The 20030-nt window shown below is 35.3% G+C and carries 19 protein-coding genes and 2 pseudogenes; 7 read left to right on the forward strand and 14 right to left on the reverse strand.

The window, feature by feature from the left end; translation table 11 throughout:
* Positions 1-3: 3 nt before the first annotated feature.
* From UZ34_04185 to UZ34_04200, 4 genes are read right to left on the reverse strand one after another with little or no spacing between them, the layout of a single operon-like run.
* On the reverse strand, positions 4-762 hold the full coding sequence (locus UZ34_04185) for a hypothetical protein (protein ID AKO64599.1): 759 nt from the start codon (positions 760-762) through the stop codon (positions 4-6).
* Positions 763-4434, reverse strand: a complete 3672-nt coding sequence (locus UZ34_04190) for an ATP-dependent helicase (GenBank protein AKO64600.1) — start codon at positions 4432-4434, stop codon at positions 763-765.
* An 11-nt stretch (positions 4435-4445) separates the two neighbouring features.
* On the reverse strand, positions 4446-4850 hold the full coding sequence (locus UZ34_04195) for a hypothetical protein (GenBank protein AKO64601.1): 405 nt from the start codon (positions 4848-4850) through the stop codon (positions 4446-4448).
* 20 nt (positions 4851-4870) lie between these two features.
* Positions 4871-5674 (reverse strand): SAM-dependent methyltransferase, encoded by an 804-nt coding sequence (locus tag UZ34_04200; GenBank protein AKO64602.1) that lies wholly within the window; start codon positions 5672-5674, stop codon positions 4871-4873.
* Positions 5675-5719: 45 nt separating this feature from the next.
* Here UZ34_04200 and UZ34_04205 point away from each other — a divergent pair, with 45 nt between their 5' ends.
* On the forward strand, positions 5720-6562 hold the full coding sequence (locus UZ34_04205) for a GTPase (protein AKO64603.1): 843 nt from the start codon (positions 5720-5722) through the stop codon (positions 6560-6562).
* A gap of 30 nt (positions 6563-6592) precedes the next feature.
* On the opposite strand, the gene UZ34_04210 is transcribed toward UZ34_04205, so the two are convergent.
* Both UZ34_04210 and UZ34_04215 read right to left on the reverse strand, forming a co-directional pair.
* Positions 6593-7933, reverse strand: coding sequence for a hypothetical protein (locus tag UZ34_04210; GenBank protein ID AKO64604.1), 1341 nt, complete (start codon positions 7931-7933; stop codon positions 6593-6595).
* Positions 7934-8039: 106 nt separating this feature from the next.
* Positions 8040-8624 (reverse strand): lipoprotein, encoded by a 585-nt coding sequence (locus tag UZ34_04215; protein ID AKO64605.1) that lies wholly within the window; start codon positions 8622-8624, stop codon positions 8040-8042.
* A gap of 490 nt (positions 8625-9114) precedes the next feature.
* On the opposite strand from UZ34_04215, the pseudogene UZ34_04220 reads away from it, so the two are divergent.
* A pseudogene (locus UZ34_04220) lies at positions 9115-9435 on the forward strand (hypothetical protein).
* Positions 9436-9602: 167 nt separating this feature from the next.
* Here the strand turns inward: UZ34_04220 and UZ34_04225 are convergent.
* Genes UZ34_04225 through UZ34_04235 form a run of 3 tightly spaced genes read right to left on the reverse strand, consistent with a single transcriptional unit; the run spans position 9603 to position 11782 of the window.
* Positions 9603-11036, reverse strand: coding sequence for a hypothetical protein (locus UZ34_04225; GenBank protein ID AKO64606.1), 1434 nt, complete (start codon positions 11034-11036; stop codon positions 9603-9605).
* A 3-nt stretch (positions 11037-11039) separates the two neighbouring features.
* Positions 11040-11417 carry a hypothetical protein gene (locus tag UZ34_04230; GenBank protein ID AKO64607.1) on the reverse strand — a complete coding sequence of 126 codons (378 nt, stop codon included), beginning with the start codon at positions 11415-11417 and terminating at the stop codon, positions 11040-11042.
* Positions 11414-11782, reverse strand: a complete 369-nt coding sequence (locus tag UZ34_04235) for a thiol-disulfide oxidoreductase (GenBank protein ID AKO65161.1) — start codon at positions 11780-11782, stop codon at positions 11414-11416. Before UZ34_04235 ends, UZ34_04230 begins: the two co-directional genes overlap by 4 nt.
* A 102-nt stretch (positions 11783-11884) precedes the next feature.
* Here UZ34_04235 and UZ34_04240 point away from each other — a divergent pair, with 102 nt between their 5' ends.
* The 4 genes from UZ34_04240 to UZ34_04255 all read left to right on the forward strand — a co-directional run bounded on the left by UZ34_04240 (position 11885) and on the right by UZ34_04255 (position 16748).
* Positions 11885-12415 (forward strand): hypothetical protein, encoded by a 531-nt coding sequence (locus UZ34_04240; protein ID AKO64608.1) that lies wholly within the window; start codon positions 11885-11887, stop codon positions 12413-12415.
* Entirely contained in the window at positions 12415-14241 is a 1827-nt protein-coding gene (locus UZ34_04245; protein AKO64609.1) for a multidrug ABC transporter ATP-binding protein, read from the forward strand. Before UZ34_04240 ends, UZ34_04245 begins: the two co-directional genes overlap by 1 nt.
* 795 nt (positions 14242-15036) lie before the next feature.
* Positions 15037-15297: a hypothetical protein gene (locus UZ34_04250; GenBank protein AKO64610.1), complete on the forward strand. Its 261-nt coding sequence runs from the start codon at positions 15037-15039 to the stop codon at positions 15295-15297.
* 5 nt (positions 15298-15302) lie between these two features.
* Positions 15303-16748 (forward strand): hypothetical protein, encoded by a 1446-nt coding sequence (locus tag UZ34_04255; protein AKO64611.1) that lies wholly within the window; start codon positions 15303-15305, stop codon positions 16746-16748.
* A 4-nt stretch (positions 16749-16752) separates the two neighbouring features.
* Here UZ34_04255 and UZ34_04260 read toward each other — a convergent pair whose 3' ends face one another.
* The 3 genes from UZ34_04260 to UZ34_04270 all read right to left on the reverse strand — a co-directional run bounded on the left by UZ34_04260 (position 16753) and on the right by UZ34_04270 (position 18309).
* On the reverse strand, positions 16753-16977 hold the full coding sequence (locus UZ34_04260) for a hypothetical protein (GenBank protein AKO64612.1): 225 nt from the start codon (positions 16975-16977) through the stop codon (positions 16753-16755).
* Positions 16977-17864, reverse strand: coding sequence for a heat shock protein HtpX (locus UZ34_04265; protein ID AKO64613.1), 888 nt, complete (start codon positions 17862-17864; stop codon positions 16977-16979). Before UZ34_04265 ends, UZ34_04260 begins: the two co-directional genes overlap by 1 nt.
* 133 nt (positions 17865-17997) lie before the next feature.
* The gene (locus UZ34_04270; GenBank protein ID AKO64614.1) at positions 17998-18309 is read right to left on the reverse strand and encodes a hypothetical protein; all 312 of its coding nucleotides are present in this window, start codon (positions 18307-18309) and stop codon (positions 17998-18000) included.
* A 32-nt stretch (positions 18310-18341) separates the two neighbouring features.
* On the opposite strand from UZ34_04270, the gene UZ34_04275 reads away from it, so the two are divergent.
* Positions 18342-18833: a hypothetical protein gene (locus UZ34_04275; GenBank protein AKO64615.1), complete on the forward strand. Its 492-nt coding sequence runs from the start codon at positions 18342-18344 to the stop codon at positions 18831-18833.
* A gap of 1 nt (position 18834) precedes the next feature.
* On the opposite strand, the gene UZ34_04280 is transcribed toward UZ34_04275, so the two are convergent.
* Positions 18835-19422 (reverse strand): hypothetical protein, encoded by a 588-nt coding sequence (locus UZ34_04280; protein AKO64616.1) that lies wholly within the window; start codon positions 19420-19422, stop codon positions 18835-18837.
* Between the two features lie 143 nt (positions 19423-19565).
* A pseudogene (locus UZ34_04285) lies at positions 19566-19901 on the reverse strand (hypothetical protein).
* Between the last annotated feature and the right edge of the window lie 129 nt (positions 19902-20030).

Here is a 20030-nt window from a genome sequence, read left to right on the forward strand (position 1 = left end):
TTTCTAGTGACAATGTATATTCTCAAATAATTGTTTATTTCTTTTCAGCATTCTCTTATAAAAAAAGTTTAAATCAAAATTTATTTTGGCTTGTAAAAGTTTTAATCGGTATTCCATTTTCTTATTTGAAGAGAATTTAAAATGTTCCTTGAAACAAAACACCATGATATTTCCTGGGTCATCAGATTCAACAACTATTGCCTTTGAAAAAATATCTTTGAGTTCTTTGATATACCTGGGTGTATTTTTATCAGAACCCCATAAATTAATAATAAAAATTCCTTGTTTTGTTATTCTGTCATGACAAGTTTGAAAATATTTCTTTTGTGTAAATTGTTTTGGAATCCCATAGCCGTCAAATAAATCTGAAATTAATACTTCATGTTTATTCTTTTTTGTAAGAAAGTCCATTGCGTCCTGCTCAATCACTTTATGTCTTGAGGTATCCTTGGGGACTTCAAACATCATCCTAGCTACATTGATTACCTGCCTATTGATTTCAATGGTTTTTAGTTTGGTTCTAGCACAAAAATAGAAAAAGAATTTTGTTAATGATCCTGCGCCTAAGCCGAGGATGGTGATGTTTGTTGGATGTCTATTAAATAGCAGTAGCAGCGCTGTCACTTGGGTATATTTAAGAGTTAGATGGATCGGGTCTGAAATATCCATCGAACTTTGAATGGAGTCAGTCTCAAGGTGAAGTGAGCGAAATCGATCCGTCTCGCTAATCTCAACTGGTAGTTTTTTAAGGTTCACTTTCACTTATTGGTATTCTCTTAATATTTGTGCCCATTCTTTATCCATCCGCTTGACTGAGATGGGAGAGTTAGTTTTAAGCTCCTGAGCAAAAAAAGATACTCTCAATTCTTGGAGTTTCCATTGAAAGTCAATGTATGCTTCTGGGATTTCTAATTCATTTTCAACAAATCCTAATACTTTTTCCACCCATTTATTTTTAATTCGATTGTATTGTGAGATACACTCTTGATCATGATCCATTCGCTGCGGGTATTTTTCAATGCGCAATTTCAGAGCCTCTAGGTATTTTGGAATATATTGAAGTTTGTCATATTGAAAAAGAGGTTTTTCATAAGGAGGCAACAGAGCTTCTAACTGCTCCTCGATGTCATCCTCAATCTCCTCGATATAACTTTGTGATTGACGTAACTTTTGAATCTCTCTATAGACGGAAGCAATCTTATTTAAATGCATTGTCATATGATCAATCATTCTGGGTAAGTTATTTCTTCCATCATTGATCAATTGTTCATAATCAATTTGTTTTCTTATATTGGTCTTATGGCCAATCATTTCATCAACAATTACATCACATAAATTTTCCATCAAATCTTTTGGAGGTATTTGTGTTGATAAGGCAATTGCTGCTTCAGAGAGATCGGGTGGTATTTTTTGGATTCGCTTAAACCTCTCCTTAAAATGAAAATAAATTAATCTTCTTAGCCCTTGTAAATGATTTTTTTCTGCGCGCTTAGGGTTATCAAACACCTCAATGGATATCGAATTTTGATAATCAACAAAAGCTGGGTAGGCCTCAAATTTTTTTCCATTAATGGTTTGCTCAACCTTAATCGGTAATTCGTCTATCGACCAGCTCGTAATTCCATCCTGTTCTATATTAAATTGAATACGCTCAACCACTGCCTCAACATTTTTTTTATATTCTTTTTTTAATAAATCAAGATCTTCATTAAGATCAATCATCTTCCCTTGGTCATTGATGACTTCATATTTAATTTTTAAATGACTTGGGATGGAAGCAAAATAATCATCTGACATTAAAAAATTAGGGTCAACGTATTTCCAAATAAAACGAGTAAATGTTTCCTTAAAACTTCCCTGCCTCGGATACTCCAAGAATTTTTCTAGCCAATCTTTCACCGGAATACATTTTCTACGAATATCTTTGGGTAGGTTCTTAAATGACCAGGTAATCTTTTCCTTTAATAACCCAGGCACCAACCAGTCTAACGCTGAACTATCAATTAAATTCAAGTTTGGCAATGGGATTGCAATTGTTAATCCGTCACGAGGGTGATTGGGTTCAAAATGATATTTCAATTGATACTTTTGCTGGTTGATGGTGATGTGATTAGGATACACAGTTTCTGTAATATCTTTGGCACTGTGCTGCATCAAATATTCTTTTGTTAGGAACAGGTATTCAGGTTGATTTTTTTCAACCCCCTTTCGCCAGTGTTCAAAGCCAGCGGCATTGATGACATTTTCACTAATTTTTTCATCGTAAAACTCAAATAACACATCATCGTTGATCAAAATGTCTCTTCTTCTTGATTTATGTTCTAGGTCCTCAATTTCTCTGATCAGTTTTTGATTTTCCATCCAGAACAGACCTGGGCTGATATATTGGTTTTCAACTATTCCTTGTCGAATAAATATTGATTTAGATAATTCTGGATTGATTGGTCCGTAATGAATGGTCCGGTCTGGAACGATCACTAGACCAAATAATGATAGCTTCTGTGTGGCATCTACACGATTTAGTTTTTTATTAAATCTAGGGTTTGAATATTCAGCCTCAAGAAGATGTTCTGCATATTTCTCAATCCACTGGTCATTAATTTCAGCAATACATTGAGCATAGAATTTACCTGTATCAATAATCTCTGCCGCCATAATCCATTTAAATTTTTTATTTCGAAACAGTTTAGGTCCAATAAGAAACCTTAAACTTTTACATCCTAAATAATAATTAGATTCAACTTCTTTAAAACCAATGTTCCTTAAAAGGCCGCTCAATAAAGATTGGTGTATCTGGTCATAAGTTGATTCTTTATTATTTAACCGATAACCCAATTCTTCGACGATTTGCATAAGCTGTTTATGCATCTCTTGCCACTCACGCATCCGAGTAAAAGATAAATAATACTTTTTACAAAAGACTGCAAAGTCTTTAATCTTCTTGCTCCTAACCTCATCTAACAGAAGTAACCAGAGTCTATAAAAACTCATAAAGCCAGACCTTGGATCATGAAAGTTCATTTGAGCCTTCTCTGCTTCTTCCAGCTTGTCAAAAGGTCTTTCAATGGGGTCAGCCACAGATATTGCTGCAATGATAGGAATAATTTCAGACAGACAATGCTGCTTGGAGGCTTCAATAATGATTCTGGAAAAAACAGGGTCTATTGGTATTTGGGCCATTGTGCGACCCAGCTCAGTAATGGCACGGTTTTTCTCAACCGCATGAAGCTCAAATAATAAGTCATAACCATCTTGAATAAATTTTTTAAAAGGAGCATCAATAAATGGAAAGACTTCCACATCGCCTAAGTTCAAACTTGCCATTCTTAAAATTACGGATGCAAGCGAGCTACGCATTATTTCTGGATCGGTATACTCTGATCGGTTATTAAAATCATCCTCGTCATACAGCCGGTAACACACACCTGGTGCGATTCGACCGCATCGACCGGTTCTCTGATTAGCGGCTGCCTGAGAAATTTTCTCGATGAGTAGTTGTTCGATCCGCAATCTTGGATTGTATCGGACCACTCGCGCCAGCCCTGAATCAATGACAAATTTAATATTTGGGACGGTTAATGATGTTTCGGCAATATTAGTAGCCAGGATGATTCTTTTTTTTGTACTGGTCGTAAATATTTTCTGCTGATCTGGGACAGGAAGCCTTGAAAAGAGTGGGAGGACCTCGTAATCATGATTTAGCATCTCATTCAAATAACGGCGAATGTCATGTATGTCTTTTTCGCCAGGAAGAAAAACCAGGACATCTCCGGATTGGCGGCCTATCTCTTGTATCACCTCATAGACCGACTCCTCAATCGATAACACATCCTCCTCTTCAATATTTTTCATCGGGCGATACAGCGTCTCGACTGGAAATGTTCTTCCCGATATTTCAAGCGTTGGCGCATTGTTAAAATGTTTTGAAAATTTGTCGACATCAATGGTGGCGCTAGTGATAATTATTTTTAAATCGGGTCTTTTGGGGAGAAGTTGTTTGATGAAGCCAATTAAAAAATCGATATTAAGATTTCGCTCATGTGCCTCGTCGATAATTAGAGTGTCATATTTTTTTAGCAATGGGTCTGTTTGCGTCTCAGCCAGTAGGACTCCGTCGGTCATAACCTTAATTTTAGTTTTATTGGATGTTTTATCAGTAAATCGGACCTTGAAACCGACCTCCTGACTTAAGTCCACCTCAAGTTCTTCAGCTATTCGTGATGCAACCGATCGAGCTGCGATTCTTCTTGGCTGAGTATGGCCAATTATTTTTTTTTGTCCTCGACCTAAATCAAGGCAGATTTTAGGTAGTTGAGTTGTTTTTCCTGAACCTGTTTCGCCACAAAAAATAATGACTTGGTTGTTATCAATCAGCCTTTTGATTTCATCAACATTTTGACTAACCGGTAAGGAATTTGGGTATAAAATTTTAATAAATCAACACCTTATTTTTTAACTTGGATACAATCTTCAAAGCCTGTATTACCTCCTTTATAGCCTGGTTCAAAATAGAATTTGTGAAAACTCCATGATTGATTTTCTGACTGTTTAAATTTAGCAATTCCTACACCATAATCTTCATTTTTGCGATCATCTAATGCGAAATAAACAGCCACATCCAGACCGTTCGCCGATGCAAATCCATAATAATCACCAAAACCTGGGACCTTTAATACAAAGTCATAACTCGCATAATTATCTTTGCTGAATTCAGGGATTTTTTTCATAATCACCTCACCTTGATATGCCCCTTCACTAACATCATTTCCTTCGCATTGGTATGTCCCTGTAAAGTCATTAGCGAATACTGAGCTAGTTAATAAACAGAATGAGAAAAGAAATTTGTTCAAGATGGTCTCCCGTGAGTTATTTAAATATTTAAGAATCGAGATTGTAACTCTGATAAGTCAAAATCAGTCAATAATTTTTCAATGCGGGCGCCTGCAGATGGCTTCTTTTGCTTAATATTCTCAGCTATTATGATTTCATTTTTCATAGAATGTTCCCAGCCGACCAGCTCTGTCACCGTGACTTTAAAACCATGATATTCAAGCTTTAGGCACCTTAATACGTTTGTTAACATACTTCCAAATTCTCTTGAGTGAATTCCATGGCGATATAGTTCAACTAGATGATGATTGAGGTTGTTAGATTTATTTTTTTTTAAGTGCTGATATACCTCAGCCTGACAGCAAGGGATGACCACAACCCAGTCTGCATTTTTTTGTAATGCAAAATCAATCGCCTCATCTGTAGCAGTATCACAAGCATGCAGAGCTGTAACAATTTCTGCATTTTTAATTATCTCGTTACTGGAAGCAATATCTTGTGACATGAACGACATGTTTGGAAATTTAAATTTCTGCATCAATTGGATTGATTTTTTCACCAACTCCTTATTGATTTCAACCCCTATGATTTTGCCCAACGTGTTTTTGATGATGAGGTCATACAAAATAAATCCCAGATAAGACTTCCCTGCCCCATGATCAATTAAGGTAAAGGGCTTTTTTTCATATGTTTGAATAATGGGTTCTATAAAGTTTGCAAGATGATAAATTTGCTTTAATTTTCTTCTGGAGTCCTGATTGAGCTTTTGATCGCGAGTCAAAATATGAAGCTCTTTTAATAGCTCAATTGACTGATCAGGTCTTATCTCGTAGGTTTTTTCCATGCGTTTAAGTTTACATTATAATAAGCTTAACTACAGAGGGATAATATGGCGGTTCAATGGTTTCCTGGTCACATGACCAAAGCAAAAAAAGATTTTGAAAAAAATCTCAAATACAACGATCTTGTCATTGAAGTGGTAGATGCGAGACTGCCTCACTCATCTGAAAATCCGATGTTAAATCAAATTATTAAAAATCGTGCTAAGCCGCACCTTAAATTGCTCAATAAGTCTGATATTGCAGATGAAAAAGTTACTAAACAATGGATTAATTTTTTTCAAAAAGAGACAAATATTTCAGCACTTGCCGTATCAGCTAAAAATAAAAAAAATAAAGTTGACATAAAAAATGCGTGCATGAAGCTTGTGCCTCACCGAGGAACAAGCGTCAAGCCTGTCCGAGCTATCATTATTGGAATACCAAACGTTGGCAAATCCTCCCTCATTAATCTATTAACGCAAAAAAAGATTGCTAAAACTGGGGATGTTCCTGCGGTCACCCAAATGCAACAAAGAATTATTGTTGATAATGATTTTGTTTTAACCGATACCCCAGGCTTGATGTGGCATAAAATTGAAAGTGAAATACAAGGTAACTATTTAGCCGCCTCAAACATTATCGGAATCAATGCGTATGATGAAACTGAAGCAGCACTGTACTTACTCGATTGTTTGAAAGAAAATTACTCATGGAATTTAATCGACCGTTATAAACTTGACAAAACAATCATTAATCAACCATCCGAAGATATTATTGAGGCCATTGCCATAAAAAAACACATGTTACTCAAAGGCAATAATCCTGATTTAAGAAAATCAGCAGTTATTATTTTGCAAGATTACCGATCACAAAAAATTGGGAAAATATCTTTAGAATTTCCTGAAAAATAACCTATGTATAAGGAAGGGTAAATAAAAAAATTAAGAAATTGAAGCTTGTGGCTTAGTATTTTTTTTAACAGGCTTTCTTCTTGGTTTTGATTTTGTTTTTGCATCAGTCTTAAATGCTAGTTTTTTTCTTTTACTTGAGAAAGTATATTTATCTTTCTTTTTATTGCGAACCGAAGATCTTCTTTTCTTTTTAAAGCCGCTCTCTTTTTTCTTGTAAACCAAGGAAACATCAGAGGTACTATGGGTGGATTTAATGATCTCGATTTTGATGTTTGCGTATTTTTCAATCTTCTGTAGCATGAATTTTTCTTTATCGACGACCAGGCTAATGGCCTTACCTTTTCTCTCCGCCCTGCCTGTACGACCAATTCGATGAATATAGTCTTCCACCTGCCTTGGTAAGTCAAAGTTAATGACGTGAGTGATGTCATCAACGTCAATCCCTCTTGCAGCGACATCAGTTGCCACCAGAATTTGAATTTCATTATTCTTAAAACGATTAATGGTGCGTGTTCGCTCTCTTTGGCTCATATCCCCATGCAATGTTTTTGATCGATGATTCATTAAATACAATTCATCCGAAAGGCGATCCGCCTCACGTTTTGTGGCTGTAAAAATAATCGCCTGATTAAGATCAGCCTCATTCAGCACATCCACCAACACTAATTTTTTCTGGTTATAGTCTGCGACTGGATAAGCTATCTGCTGAATGTTTTTATTTGATTTATTTTCCTGTTCAATTGCAATTCGTTGTGGGTCTTTTAAAAACTGTTGTGCAATTTTTTCTATTTGTTTATTTAATGTCGCGGTAAACATCAATACCTGCTGATCCTGGGATGTTGATTCAAAAATCTTTTTAATGTCTGGGATAAAACCCATGTCCAGCATACGATCGGCTTCATCAATCACAAGCGCATCGATATGCTTTAGATTAATTTTTCTTTGTCTTACCAAATCCATCAAACGTCCCGGTGTGGCCACTAAAAAATTTACATTGAATTTTAATAATTTATTTTGCAATTTATAAGACACGCCGCCTACAACAGCAACAATATTGGTGTCCATGAAGTGGCTAAATCGCTTTAGTTCTTGTTCTATCTGAGTCGCCAGTTCCCGTGTTGGAGACAATATCAGAACATCGGGACTGATATTTCGCTTGTGTTTGTGTTTTGGCTTGTTTGCCACTAAATCCAACAAGGGTAGACAAAATGCAGCAGTCTTCCCAGTACCAGTTTGTGCCGAGGCCAAAACATCCTTTCCTGATAGAACAACAGGAATGCATTGCTCTTGAATGGGGGTTGGGTTGGAATAATTGATGCGACTGATGGCCTTACCGATAGGTGGAATAAAACCAAAATTAGAAAACGACATGACGATCCTTTTAATTATTTATGAACAGACTGGCTCTCATAAAAACATCAAGACAATCAATTAGTTGCGCCATTATAGACAGGTATAGATATTAAGCAAGCGAAATTTAATTCGTTAAAAATTCAAAAATAATTACAATGCCAATTAAGCCAGTTATGAACCATCCAAGCTGATTAATATATCGCTGAATAAAGTAATCCACTCGCTCCCCAAAGAATTTTACAAAACAAGCAACGCCAAATAACCTCAAACCTCTTCCCAAAAAGGAAGCAATTAGAAAAAGGGGTAAATTCATCATCAAGGCCCCGGCGGCAATAGTAAAAATCTTATAAGGAATTGGCGTCACAGCAGCAATAAAAATGGCCCAAAATCCCCAATCAGCAAACCATTGCAGGGCAAGATCATAATGGCTTTGGTAACCGTATTGTTCAATGTAAGGTTGCACAAGATTAAATCCATACATACCAATAAAATATCCAAGCACTCCACCAAGCACTGATCCAAGAATAGCAATTAAAGTGAGTTTCCATATTCTCTTAGGCTGGGCTAAGCACATCGGTGCCAACATTACATCGGGAGGGACAATAAAAAAGGAGGCCTCAGTAAAGCTTAAAAGAAAGAGATAAAAAGTTGCAGCTGGTTTAGCAGATAACTCAATTGTTTTAGTGTAGGTTTTTTTAAAAATACTCATCTAAAATAGTCCATTAAGCTCAGATGAGATCATAACAAAAATTCTCTTTGTATATTAGTTGATTGTTTGTTAACTTTTACTTTTTTTTGGAAAGCTCACGTCATATATAACAAACAAGATAAACAATAAAACAAAAAATTGCGTCTGGGATAACTCTGAAAAGTTAAGCCAATAGGTTAAGCTAAAAAAATTAAACATTTCGTATCTCCTTAACTTTGATTAATGCAATTTTTGTACCAATTATTTATATTTTTAAGTTATTGTTTTTATTAAAAAATATTTTTAATCAGATACTTATATTCAATTTAATGCACCCTTATGAGACAGGAATGCAACCAAAAAGATCAAAAAAATTGAACATTGCATTGTTGAGCCAATCTGTTAATCTTTAAAACTTTTAAATCATGAAAGGTTAGATATGTATTCAAAATTACTAGCAGCTCTAGTTGCTTCAACTTTATCTCTATCAGCTTTTGCTGCAGTTGAAACTGATACAAAAGATGACAAAGAAAAAGCTGAAAGAGGCTTTTTTGTAGCAGGTGACGAAAAAGAAGGCGACAAAGATAAAGCTGAAAGAGGCTTTTTTGTAGCAGGTGACGAAAAAGAAGGCGACAAAGATAAAGCTGAAAGAGGCTTTTTTGTAGCAGGTGACGAAAAAGAAGGCGACAAAGATAAAGCTGAAAGAGGCTTTTTTGTAGCAGGTGACGAAAAAGAAGGCGACAAAGATAAAGCTGAAAGAGGCTTTTTTGTAGCAGGTGACGAAAAAGAAGGCGACAAAGATAAAGCTGAAAGAGCTATTCTAGTAGCGGATAACCATGGTGATCATGACCACGGTGATGCAAAAGAAGAAGCTAAAGCAGAAGAAGAGAAACCTGCTGAAGAGCCGAAAAAAATTGAGTACGAAGATCCAACTAAATACTATCCAAAAAAATAATTGGATTTGTTGATCTATTAAAAAAGGACTCTAGGGTCCTTTTTTTATTGAGGCCTGACATGTTTTGCTAAAATTTTCGCATTATTTTGTTTAACATAAATACTTTTTTTCCATTGCCACAGCAAGTCTTTGGACTCCCTAATACGTCCTTGAAAATTATATTGAGCTTGAGGGTAGTTCGATTCATTTGAAAATAAATCATTGGATGGCAGCGGTAAATTTATAATGTATTCAGGTTGATGAGAGTTGAGTTCTGGCACCCATGTTTTTATAAATATTGCTTCAGGATCATGATCCATTGCCTGTTTTTTTGGATTGTATATACGTATCGTATTAATGCCCGTAACTCCAGCCTGCATTTGAATCTGTGGGTAGTGAATACCTGGTTCAAAATCAAGGAAGAGTCGCGCTAGAGCTCTGGCCACTAATTTCCAATGAATCCTTAAGTAGTGACATGCAAAACTCACCACCATCGCCCTACTTCTGAAATTGACATAGCCTGAATATTTTAAAGCTCTCATTGATGCATCAATTAAAGGGAAACCAGTCGTTCCATTTAGCCAAGAAGTGAAGTCTGCATGCTCCTCATCTTCCACAAGGTATGGAAAGTTTTGATAACCTTTATTTATTGTTTCATTTTCTATACGACATTCACTCTCAAACTTTTGTATAAAATGACAGTGCCAATGAATTCTTGAAGACAATGCAGCCATAGATCTTCTCCATCCGACCCGGTTCCAATTTTCTAAAATTTTTTGATAGATTTGACGGATGCTGATGTTTCCATATGCAATATATGCCGACATCCTTGAGCAACTGATTCTACTCTTATGGGGCTTAGAAATAAACTTATAGTAATCCTGACCTCGGGTTGAAAAAAAATCTTCAAGGATAGTTTGTGCCTCGACCATTCCACCTTTTTGAAAATTACCATCCACCTCAAATGATGGAATATTTACCTCATCAAAATTGATATCAATTATATTTAATTTTTGGGGATCGATCTTAATGATTTTATCCCGCATAAATCTGGCCCATGCCTTATCCCAAGTCTTCCTATCCTGAAGGCCTCTAATAACCGCATTAGATTGTGACTCCATCCAGGAAATATTTTGTCTCTTAAAAAAATTAGCTACATTTTTATCCCTCTCAAAAGTAACATTTAATCCTGTTTCCTCGTGGCTAAACACGTATTGAATGTCATAGCGATTTGATAATTTATTAAAAATATCGACTGATTCGCCATAAGCAATTGAAAGTTTATTTTGATTTTTAGCCAGCTCTAATTGAATATCCTCCAGAGACTCCTGAATAAATCGCCAATGACGTCTGTCATAGTGAGGGTCTGAAATTAATGATGGTTCATAAATGTATAGCAGGATAAAAGGGGTATTTTCTTCTTGTGCTCTATAGAGTGGCTCATGATCTTGCAATCTTAGATCACGTTTCAACCAGACAATGTTTATTTTTGATCGCATTATTTACCAACGTACGCAATGACCGCGGTAGTTAACACGACAGATAGACTCATACATTCTTCTATACCTTGACTCAGACAACTGTTGTTTAATATCAAAAATTAACTTTTTCCATTCAAACTTTGCATCAATAGATGACAACTTACCTTGGTTAATTTGTTCTTTTAACTGCTCCCCTTTGAGAAAAAGCAAGTCTACCTCGTCCGTCTTAAGATTCTTGGTGATTTCATCCGACTGTATGCATTCAAATACATCTATAAATTCACTGTGTAAGGTTTCGCAATTAAGGTAAGCCTGGTCCATGAGAACCACAGGTTCCTTATAAGCTGTTGAACAGTTGGTTAACAACACAAACAAAATAAGCATGTAAAAAAATTTCACTTAGATTCCTTTTCTAAAATCTGGCAATGTTTAAGTCGTTTATATCTATACTCAGCAAAGATGTTATAAAAATACTTTGCTAACGAGTGAATTAAAGGGAGTTGGATAAGAAAAGACAAAAATTTAAAGTATGTGATGTTTTTCCATATCCTAGCAAAAGCATCTACGCCAATAAAAACCTTTTCATTGTCAATCACATGAAGATGTTTTAAAGCTGTGTGAAGCTCAATATTATATTTTTCTTTGGAATCAATCGAATTGACATCCTGCCAAATGAAATGACCTTTTGGAGCTACCCTTTTGTAAAAGGATATCTCTTTTGAGCAGACACCACACTTCCCATCAAACAAAACCGTTATTTTCATTGTTTTTAGCATTTAAAATTCATGGACTCTTGAAATAAAAAAAAGTTATTTTTATCTTTAAAATAAATGAACATTAATCAGGATTAACAGCCAAACACCCAAATGAATTTAGTAAACTTTATAGACAGCGCAATTAAGCTCATACAACGTGGAGTTGTGGACCGTAAATCTTTTTTTCGACATCCCGTCTTAGCCTCAACGGATGAACAAAATATTTTTCAGAGAATTGTAGTGATGAGAGAATTTGATTTTGAAAAAAAAAGTATTGTGATCTTTACTGACTCAAAAAGTCAAAAAGTTGGGCAAATTCTAAATCATCCTGAGTGTAGTTTGCTATTTTGGGACCCTAGAAAAAAACTTCAAATCAGCGTTCAATCAAAATCTCACATAGAAATAGATAGCTCTCATTATTGGTCAAAGATTAATGATAGGCAACAAAAAGACTACACCGTTAACCCTCCCCCAAAATCAGAAATAAAAGCTCATGATGATTATGAATTTAGTGACCAAAATCGTTTTACGGTAATCAACCTCACTTTTAAATCAATGGATGTATTACAACTGTCTGACCAAGGTCATATTCGAGCTACTCACGATTTTGAAAATAATTCCCAGTCATGGGTAAGTCCCTGATGTTTAAGATTTTTGAAAACCTGATTCACCCATTCCCTAAAGACAATCTCAAAGTTGGGAATCTTTCTTTAAACGGTTTTATTTGGAATTGTTTAAATGGAATTAAAAGATATATCCTCGGAATGTCTTTGCTGACAGCCTCGGTTGCCAGTATCGAAGCTGGTCTGTATCTAATCGTTGGCCTAATAATAACTAACATGGTGTCATCTGGTCCTGAAAAATTTATTTCTGACTTTGGCGGGGAGTTATTTATCATCGCCTTTATTTTTATTTTTACCATCATCTTGGTTTTATTCCAGTCATTCCTGAAACGTCAAACATTGGCAGGAAATATTCCGATGCTCTTGCGATGGAAGTTTCATAAACATTTATTGAATCAAACTTTTGATTTTTACAGCAATGAATTTTCTGGAAGAATTTCAGCCAAAGTTATGCAGACAGCCGTCTCCATTCGTGACCTAGTTTTTACCATGACTGATATCATGATCTACGCAGTCATTTATACCCTTACCATGATTGGTATTGTCAGTTCCTTTTCTCTGCTACTTTCTGTTCCTTTTTTAATCTGGCTAGGATTGTATATTCTCTCCCTTATTTTTTTCGTTCCTAAACTTATTCAGCTATCAAAAAATCAGGCAGATGCTAGATCATTGATGACGGGAAGGATTACGGATGCTTATACCAATATAAACTTGGTTAAGTTATTTTCCCACTCCGGACGTGAATCTGATTATGCAAAGAAATCGATGTCAGATTTTATGGTGACAGTTCACAAACAAATGAGACAGGTGACCTTAATTGAGGTGGTCAATCACTCTCTCAGTGTCTTTTTAATTATCTCAACCACAGCATTAGCTATTTACCTGTGGACCAAGAATATAATTGATATCGGTATTGTTGGGGCAGCTACTGCGATGTCCTTGCGCCTAAACGGGATATCTCACTGGATCATGTGGGAGATTGCCAGTCTTTTTGAAAACATTGGAGTGACTCAAGATGGGTTCAATATGCTCTCGAAGAAAATTGTTATCAATGACAGTCCCAATGCTAAACCACTGACTATTAATAAAACGCCGCAGATTGAATTCAGCAATATTCGATTCGCATATAACCAAGACCCCATATTTGATAACTTCAATTTAACGATAAAACCAAATGAGCGAATTGGTTTAGTGGGTAAATCAGGGGCTGGCAAATCCACTCTAGTTAACCTTCTATTAAGGTTTTATGAGCTTGATGATGGCAGGATCAGAATTAACAATCAAAATATTAAATCCCTAAAACAAACTAGCTTGAGAAGCCAGATCTCAGTGGTCACTCAGGATAATTCATTACTTCACCGTTCAATTAAGGAAAATATTGCTTACGGTAAGCCAGACAGCAAGATGGAGGATATCATAAAGGCTGCCAAAGTTGCAGAGTGCCATGACTTCATCATGCAACTCCAAGACCAACACGGCCGCACTGGTTATGACACCCATGTTGGTGAGAGAGGGGTAAAGTTATCAGGTGGTCAGAAGCAAAGAATTGCGATTGCTCGCTTGGCATTAAAAAATGCCCCTATTCTAATCCTTGATGAAGCCACCAGCGCACTTGACTCTGAGGTGGAGATGATTATTCAACAGAGCTTACAAAGCCTTATGGCTAATAAAACTGTTATTGCAATCGCCCATCGGCTGTCAACCATCTCGATGATGGATCGTTTAATCGTCCTGGATAACGGTAAGATCATTGAAGAAGGAACCCATACACAATTAGTCAGAAAAAAAGGGTTGTATGCCAAACTGTGGAAAAAACAAAGTGAAGGATTTATTGGCAATATATGATGGATAAAGTTTTTTTGACTATATTGATTGTAGCGGGAGTTTATTTTTTTATTTACGTTATTTTGATGAAAATAGGTCTGTTAGATAAGATTCAAAGTTGGATTAATTCTCATCTGAGATAAATTAGAATATCAAATCTTTAAAGGTAAACACAAACCACGCCGCTAATTTAATGATAATCAGAGCGAAAATCCAGAAAAGTAAGGACGTCTTACATCTATCCCAAACTGAAGGTTTTCTTAAATTGTTTAACTCTATTAAATATCTGGTGTAATCCATAAAAGATACTCTTTTCAAAAGGTTGATATCTGATAGGTTGACACCTTATTTTGTTCAATATTTTTTAAAAATTGTTAATAAATTGTTTCAGTCGGAGCCGATTAAGTCCAGTTTAATAAAGATAAAGTGAATGATTCTAAACAATAGAATGATACCTAGAAGATAGGTTAGCGAGGAAACTAGGAAATATAAGTACCAGATATTATCTATGTTTGGGAGTTGGCGCATCGTGATGGTTGCAATAACTGCTAAGATAAAAAATATGACTAATCTCTTCATGACTCAAGTGTAAACAAAATGAGAAATCGTGACAAGCAGTGCCATATTTGCATGGCCAATTACGACGTTTTATATCGTTGTCGTTATGATATGTCAAAAACATGGTATTTTTTATGTGAAACATGTTTAAAAAATATTAAAAATGAATATCAAGAATCCTATCAATACGGAGGTACTTGGAAGGCTGTGAAGAAAAAATAACTTGAAAAAAACAATGATGACGTCATATTTATATTAATGAGAAATTTAATAAAAGCATTTGAAAATTTAATGTATGCAATGGAAGCTACTTTAATTGAATTAATTAGATTTATTTTTCAATTAATTCGTGGCGCTGGAAGTTTTGCTATTTTAATTGCGATTATGATTATTGGACTTTTTGTAGCTCATGGAATCTTAATTGGCTTTTTAGTTTTAGCTGCCCTCTTTTATATAAACTATTCAATACCTGACTTAAAATATAGGTTTAATAAATTTTTAAATCGATTTAAAAAATAAATAAGATGGCTTCTTCTTTTGGTTTTAATTTCAACGATACCTACTCCAAACTACCCAAAGAATTTGTGAAAAAAGCTGAGTTATATTCCTTTAAAAATCCTCAGCATCAAATTTTTAATACTTCACTAGCTCACACATTAGGGCTTGATGAAAATGCCATCAAAGAAAGTAACTACATTTTCGCAAACGGGAACAATCTTCCACATGGCTCAAGCTCAATTGCCCAAGCTTACTGTGGTCATCAATTTGGGCATTTTGTAAAACTGGGTGACGGCCGAGCCTTATTACTTGGTGAGCATGTCACATCGGATCAAAAAAGATACGATATTCAATTAAAAGGGTCAGGTCCGACAGAATTTTCTCGCGGTGGTGATGGATTTGCTGCTCTAGGTCCAATGCTACGTGAATATTTAATCAGTGAATCAATTCATGCCTTAGGCATCCCGACCACAAGAAGCTTATCGGTAATCGCCACAGGTCAGCCGGTATTTAGAGAAACAACCTTAAAAGGCGCCATGTTAACCCGGGTTGCCCAAAGTCACATTAGGGTAGGTACATTCCAATTTGCTTCCTTGAATGGAAAAGACCATGTTCGTGATTTAGCAGAGTATACAATCGACCGTCACTTTCCTGATCTTAAAAATCAAGAAGATAAATTCGAAGGACTGTTGTTACGAATTATTGATTTGCAATCACAATTGATTGCCCAATGGATGTCTGTTGGGTTTATTCATGGCGTAATGAACACGGACAACATGTCTATCTGTGGAGAAACCATCGATTACGGGCCTTGTGCTTTTTTAAATCACTACAAACAAGATTCGGTGTTTAGCTCTATTGATAGGAATGGGCGATACGCATATAGAAACCAACCCATGATTGCCCATTGGAACCTGACACGTTTGGCTGAAAGTCTTTTAATTTTATTTGCTGAGGATATCGATATGGCAAAAGAAAAGGCTCTGGATATGTTGTCCTTATTTAAAGAGAAATATATGAGCTACTGGGTGGGCTTAATGGCTGGGAAGATTGGTATTGAGAATTCTTCAAAAATAGATGAGAAATTTATTAATGATTTCTTAAGTCTTTTGGAAAAACACCAAGCTGACTTTACCAACTCATTTAGAAACCTTAACAACTTAAATCAACTAAAAGATTCACTGACTCATGATGAGTTATTTGTTCAATGGAATAATCAGCGAATAAATTTGATCGGTAAGGAGAATATGATTAGAAGTCAAAAGATGATGGATTCTATCAACCCATGCGTGATTCCTAGAAATCATTTGGTGGAGCAAAGTTTAGACGATGCTAATAATGGAAATTTAGAAACGTTTCATGAGTTACTCAATGTCGTCCAGTATCCTTTTGCTATGCCTGAAAATCCCATGTATTTAGAGCCACCTTCGCCAGAGTATGAGCAAAGCTATCGAACTTTTTGTGGAACCTGATTGTTTACCACTGGTGAGTATTTGCGCACTCTAACTTATGACCGTCTTTAGCAATATTAAGTAATTCCCTTCGTTGTGTTTGGATTTGATCTGGCGACCCATCAAAATCATTAATCGCGATAGAGCTCCCATCAAAACTTCGTACACATTGCTGGTAAGGCGAAAATAGATAGTAGACAACAAAATAAATTAATAAAGCCGCTATTAAAAACTTAAGAAATCTCATCATTAATTTAACTCATTTAAATTTTGAAGGTATTCAATTCGCTCCTCGAGAGGTGGGTGACTCGAAAAGAATCTCATAAAACCCGCATGCTTAGTGCCTGATACTCCAAGAGCGCTCATCTGATTTGGCAGGTCAGAAGGTTGGTAATAACTTTTTAGACGCAATAAGGCAGCGATCATTTTATGCTTATCGGTTAATGCCGCGCCTCCGTAATCAGCCCTGAATTCTCTTTGCCTTGAAAACCACATCACAATCATTGAAGCAAGGATACCAAGAATAATTTCGGCAACGATCATAGTGATATAAAAACCGGGGCCTACGCCGTTGCGGGTTTTAAAGATCACTTTATCGACTGTGTATCCAATCACCCGTGATAAAAACATGACGAATGTATTGACGACGCCTTGTATTAGAGTCAATGTCACCATATCACCATTTGCGACATGTGATACCTCATGGGCCAGTACTGCCTCCACCTCATCTTTTGACATGTTATCCAACAGTCCTTGAGAGACAGCGACCAGGGCATTATTCTTATTCATTCCTGTAGCAAATGCATTTAATTGTGGTGATGGAAAAATGGCGACTTCTGGCATCCCTATTCCTGCTCGCTGAGCTTGGCTGGCAACCGTATCAATTAACCACTTTTCAGTTTCACTCTGTGCTTGTGTAATGACCCGTGCCCTGGACATGCGTTTTGCAGTCCATTTTGAAATAGCCAGAGAAATAAAGGCTCCACCGAATCCAAAACAGGCTGCGAAGATCAGTAACCCTTGATAGTTGATGCCATTTTCATCAAGATATCCTTTAAAACCGAACAGGCTCATAGTTATCGAAAGGACAAAAACAATAGCCAAGTTAGTAAGCATAAAAATAATAATTCTATTCATTTATTTACTTTCATTTTATCTAAAGAAATTGACCAAAAAAAACCCACTAAGTTTAGTGGGCAAAATCTAGGAGATTTTTTATTAAGCCTTGCTCAATGTAACCATAGAAAATAAATATTACATAAATATGAAATTATTGAAATATTTTCTTTGCACATAATTTTTGAACTCTATTGTTATCTTCAATAAAATTAACTAGATCTAGCTCAGATTTAATGTCCATCTGCTTTGATAACTGATCAAAAATTACCATTGATTCTGGCTTAAGGTTGCTGGATAGACACTCGCATATTGTTTTAACTTGAGCTTCAGCCATATTTTGGTCGCTAGGAATTGAAAAATTGACTGATGACTCATTACATTGAATTAGTTTAGATTCAACTTGATTAATATCTGCCGCAACAATGTTTAATGGTAATAAAGTCAAAAAAAATAAATATTTCATGATAAAAAATTTCTGAATGTCGTATATTATTGATGCAAATTTTAATAAAAAAATATTACACAATTATGAAAATATTGATTTACAGAACCTACTTTTTTACCATCTCTATTATTTTTTTGTTGATATATAGTGGCTTTGCCAATGCTGAAAAAAACCTGCCTTCTTTAGATCTTTTAATTGAAGAAGTTCAAGATAAAAATGATCAATTAGTAATTTTCAAAAGATGTGCTGCCGTTTATTTAACCTCCTCCACTACGGCAAAAGTTCGACCTGATACTGCACAATTTGAGAAGAAATTAAAGGGTGTAGCAAAATTTTTTATTTTTCTCTCCATCGAGCTAGCAAAAAGTGACGGAATCCATCAAGATGACAATCAAATTGAAAAAGATATTGATGACCTGTATACATATTATCTTGCTGATATTGAAAACAATAAAGATACGGATGGCAGTTACAAAGATGGATTATTACAGCAAGACCTTCCTGTCTGCAGCTCAATATATGAAGCTAGCAAATCACTGTAATCTATTTCATACACTCCAGAAATGTTGAGCCATTTTCCAAAAAAAATTGACGCTGATTCTCTCTTATTTTTTTATTCCGAGCATTCTCAAACGCCTCTTCATTGATAAGATAAAACCTACCTTCTGTCATTCCAAGCCTAAAAGTTAAATTATTTTCTGGGTTTAAATTATCTATACAAACCCAATTGTTAATATCCATAAAACTAAACTCCGAACAATAGTCCACTATAATAAAATCTTCAAAATCATGATCACTAGGTTTATCTTTTGAACCTTTTAAGACTTTAGCTCTTTGCTCAATTAAAATTTGAGACATTTCATCAAAGCGAAAACGATAGAAGAATTGGTAAGGATTGAGTATCTCTTCCTCAGAGGTAATTTGACGCTCATAGTAGTTGATACATCGATCGCTACACTCTCTAACATCTTGGTAAGAATGACAATAATGAGATTGTAGGTTGGTGTGAGGTTCAGCTAACAAGGCACTAGGCCAACAAATGATAAAGATAAAACTATATGCAATTAATTTATCCATGCGTTTTATTTTAATGCAAACATTCGGTATGCTTATGGTGTCAATTTCTAACATCAGGTTAAATTAATAATTTTCTCTTTTTTTGGTCTGACGATAAAATCAACCTCAGACTCTTTATCCAAACATGCCGATGATATCCTTGCAAACACACATGTTGGATAATCTATATTAAATTTCTTTTGAAAAAAATTAATAGCTTCGGATAAACCTGGATTGTGTCCAACAAGAAGAATGTTTGATTTATTTATCCCTTGAAGGTGATTTAATATGTATATTCCTGAAGCATGATAAAGACTATCTAGAAATCTTATTTCTTTAAAAGCACTTGGTACATTGTCATAAATTAAATCTAAAGTTTCTTTCGTTCTTGCAGCAGACGAGCATAGAGTTAGATCAAATTGAATTTTCTTATCTCTAATAAAATCAGCCAATGTAACTGCATCATCCCTACCTCTTTTTTCAAGTACCCTGCTGTGATCATCCACAAAATTCTCCCAAGAGGATTTGGCGTGTCTCAAAAGATATACGTTCATAAAAGTTATTAATAAATTAAAAAAATATTATAAAACCTGGGTCAGGATGTTTCTAGTAAAAAAATATTTATTGCAACATTTGATATCTGTCAAACTTCTTAATAATAAAGACATAATATTATTTTAATT

Source organism: Methylophilales bacterium MBRSF5, from assembly GCA_001044335.1.
Taxonomy (GTDB): domain Bacteria; phylum Pseudomonadota; class Gammaproteobacteria; order Burkholderiales; family Methylophilaceae; genus BACL14.

Coding starts and splice junctions, on each gene's coding strand:
- UZ34_04200 (AKO64602.1), bottom strand. CDS start 5,674: ATGGAAAAAACCTACGAGATAAGACCTGATCAGTCAATTGAGCTATTA.
- UZ34_04205 (AKO64603.1), top strand. CDS start 5,720: ATGGCGGTTCAATGGTTTCCTGGTCACATGACCAAAGCAAAAAAAGAT.
- UZ34_04210 (AKO64604.1), bottom strand. CDS start 7,933: ATGTCGTTTTCTAATTTTGGTTTTATTCCACCTATCGGTAAGGCCATC.
- UZ34_04215 (AKO64605.1), bottom strand. CDS start 8,624: ATGAGTATTTTTAAAAAAACCTACACTAAAACAATTGAGTTATCTGCT.
- UZ34_04225 (AKO64606.1), bottom strand. CDS start 11,036: ATGCGATCAAAAATAAACATTGTCTGGTTGAAACGTGATCTAAGATTG.
- UZ34_04235 (AKO65161.1), bottom strand. CDS start 11,782: ATGAAAATAACGGTTTTGTTTGATGGGAAGTGTGGTGTCTGCTCAAAA.
- UZ34_04240 (AKO64608.1), top strand. CDS start 11,885: ATGAATTTAGTAAACTTTATAGACAGCGCAATTAAGCTCATACAACGT.
- UZ34_04245 (AKO64609.1), top strand. CDS start 12,415: ATGTTTAAGATTTTTGAAAACCTGATTCACCCATTCCCTAAAGACAAT.
- UZ34_04250 (AKO64610.1), top strand. CDS start 15,037: ATGAGAAATTTAATAAAAGCATTTGAAAATTTAATGTATGCAATGGAA.
- UZ34_04255 (AKO64611.1), top strand. CDS start 15,303: ATGGCTTCTTCTTTTGGTTTTAATTTCAACGATACCTACTCCAAACTA.
- UZ34_04260 (AKO64612.1), bottom strand. CDS start 16,977: ATGATGAGATTTCTTAAGTTTTTAATAGCGGCTTTATTAATTTATTTT.
- UZ34_04265 (AKO64613.1), bottom strand. CDS start 17,864: ATGAATAGAATTATTATTTTTATGCTTACTAACTTGGCTATTGTTTTT.
- UZ34_04270 (AKO64614.1), bottom strand. CDS start 18,309: ATGAAATATTTATTTTTTTTGACTTTATTACCATTAAACATTGTTGCG.
- UZ34_04275 (AKO64615.1), top strand. CDS start 18,342: ATGCAAATTTTAATAAAAAAATATTACACAATTATGAAAATATTGATT.
- UZ34_04280 (AKO64616.1), bottom strand. CDS start 19,422: ATGTTAGAAATTGACACCATAAGCATACCGAATGTTTGCATTAAAATA.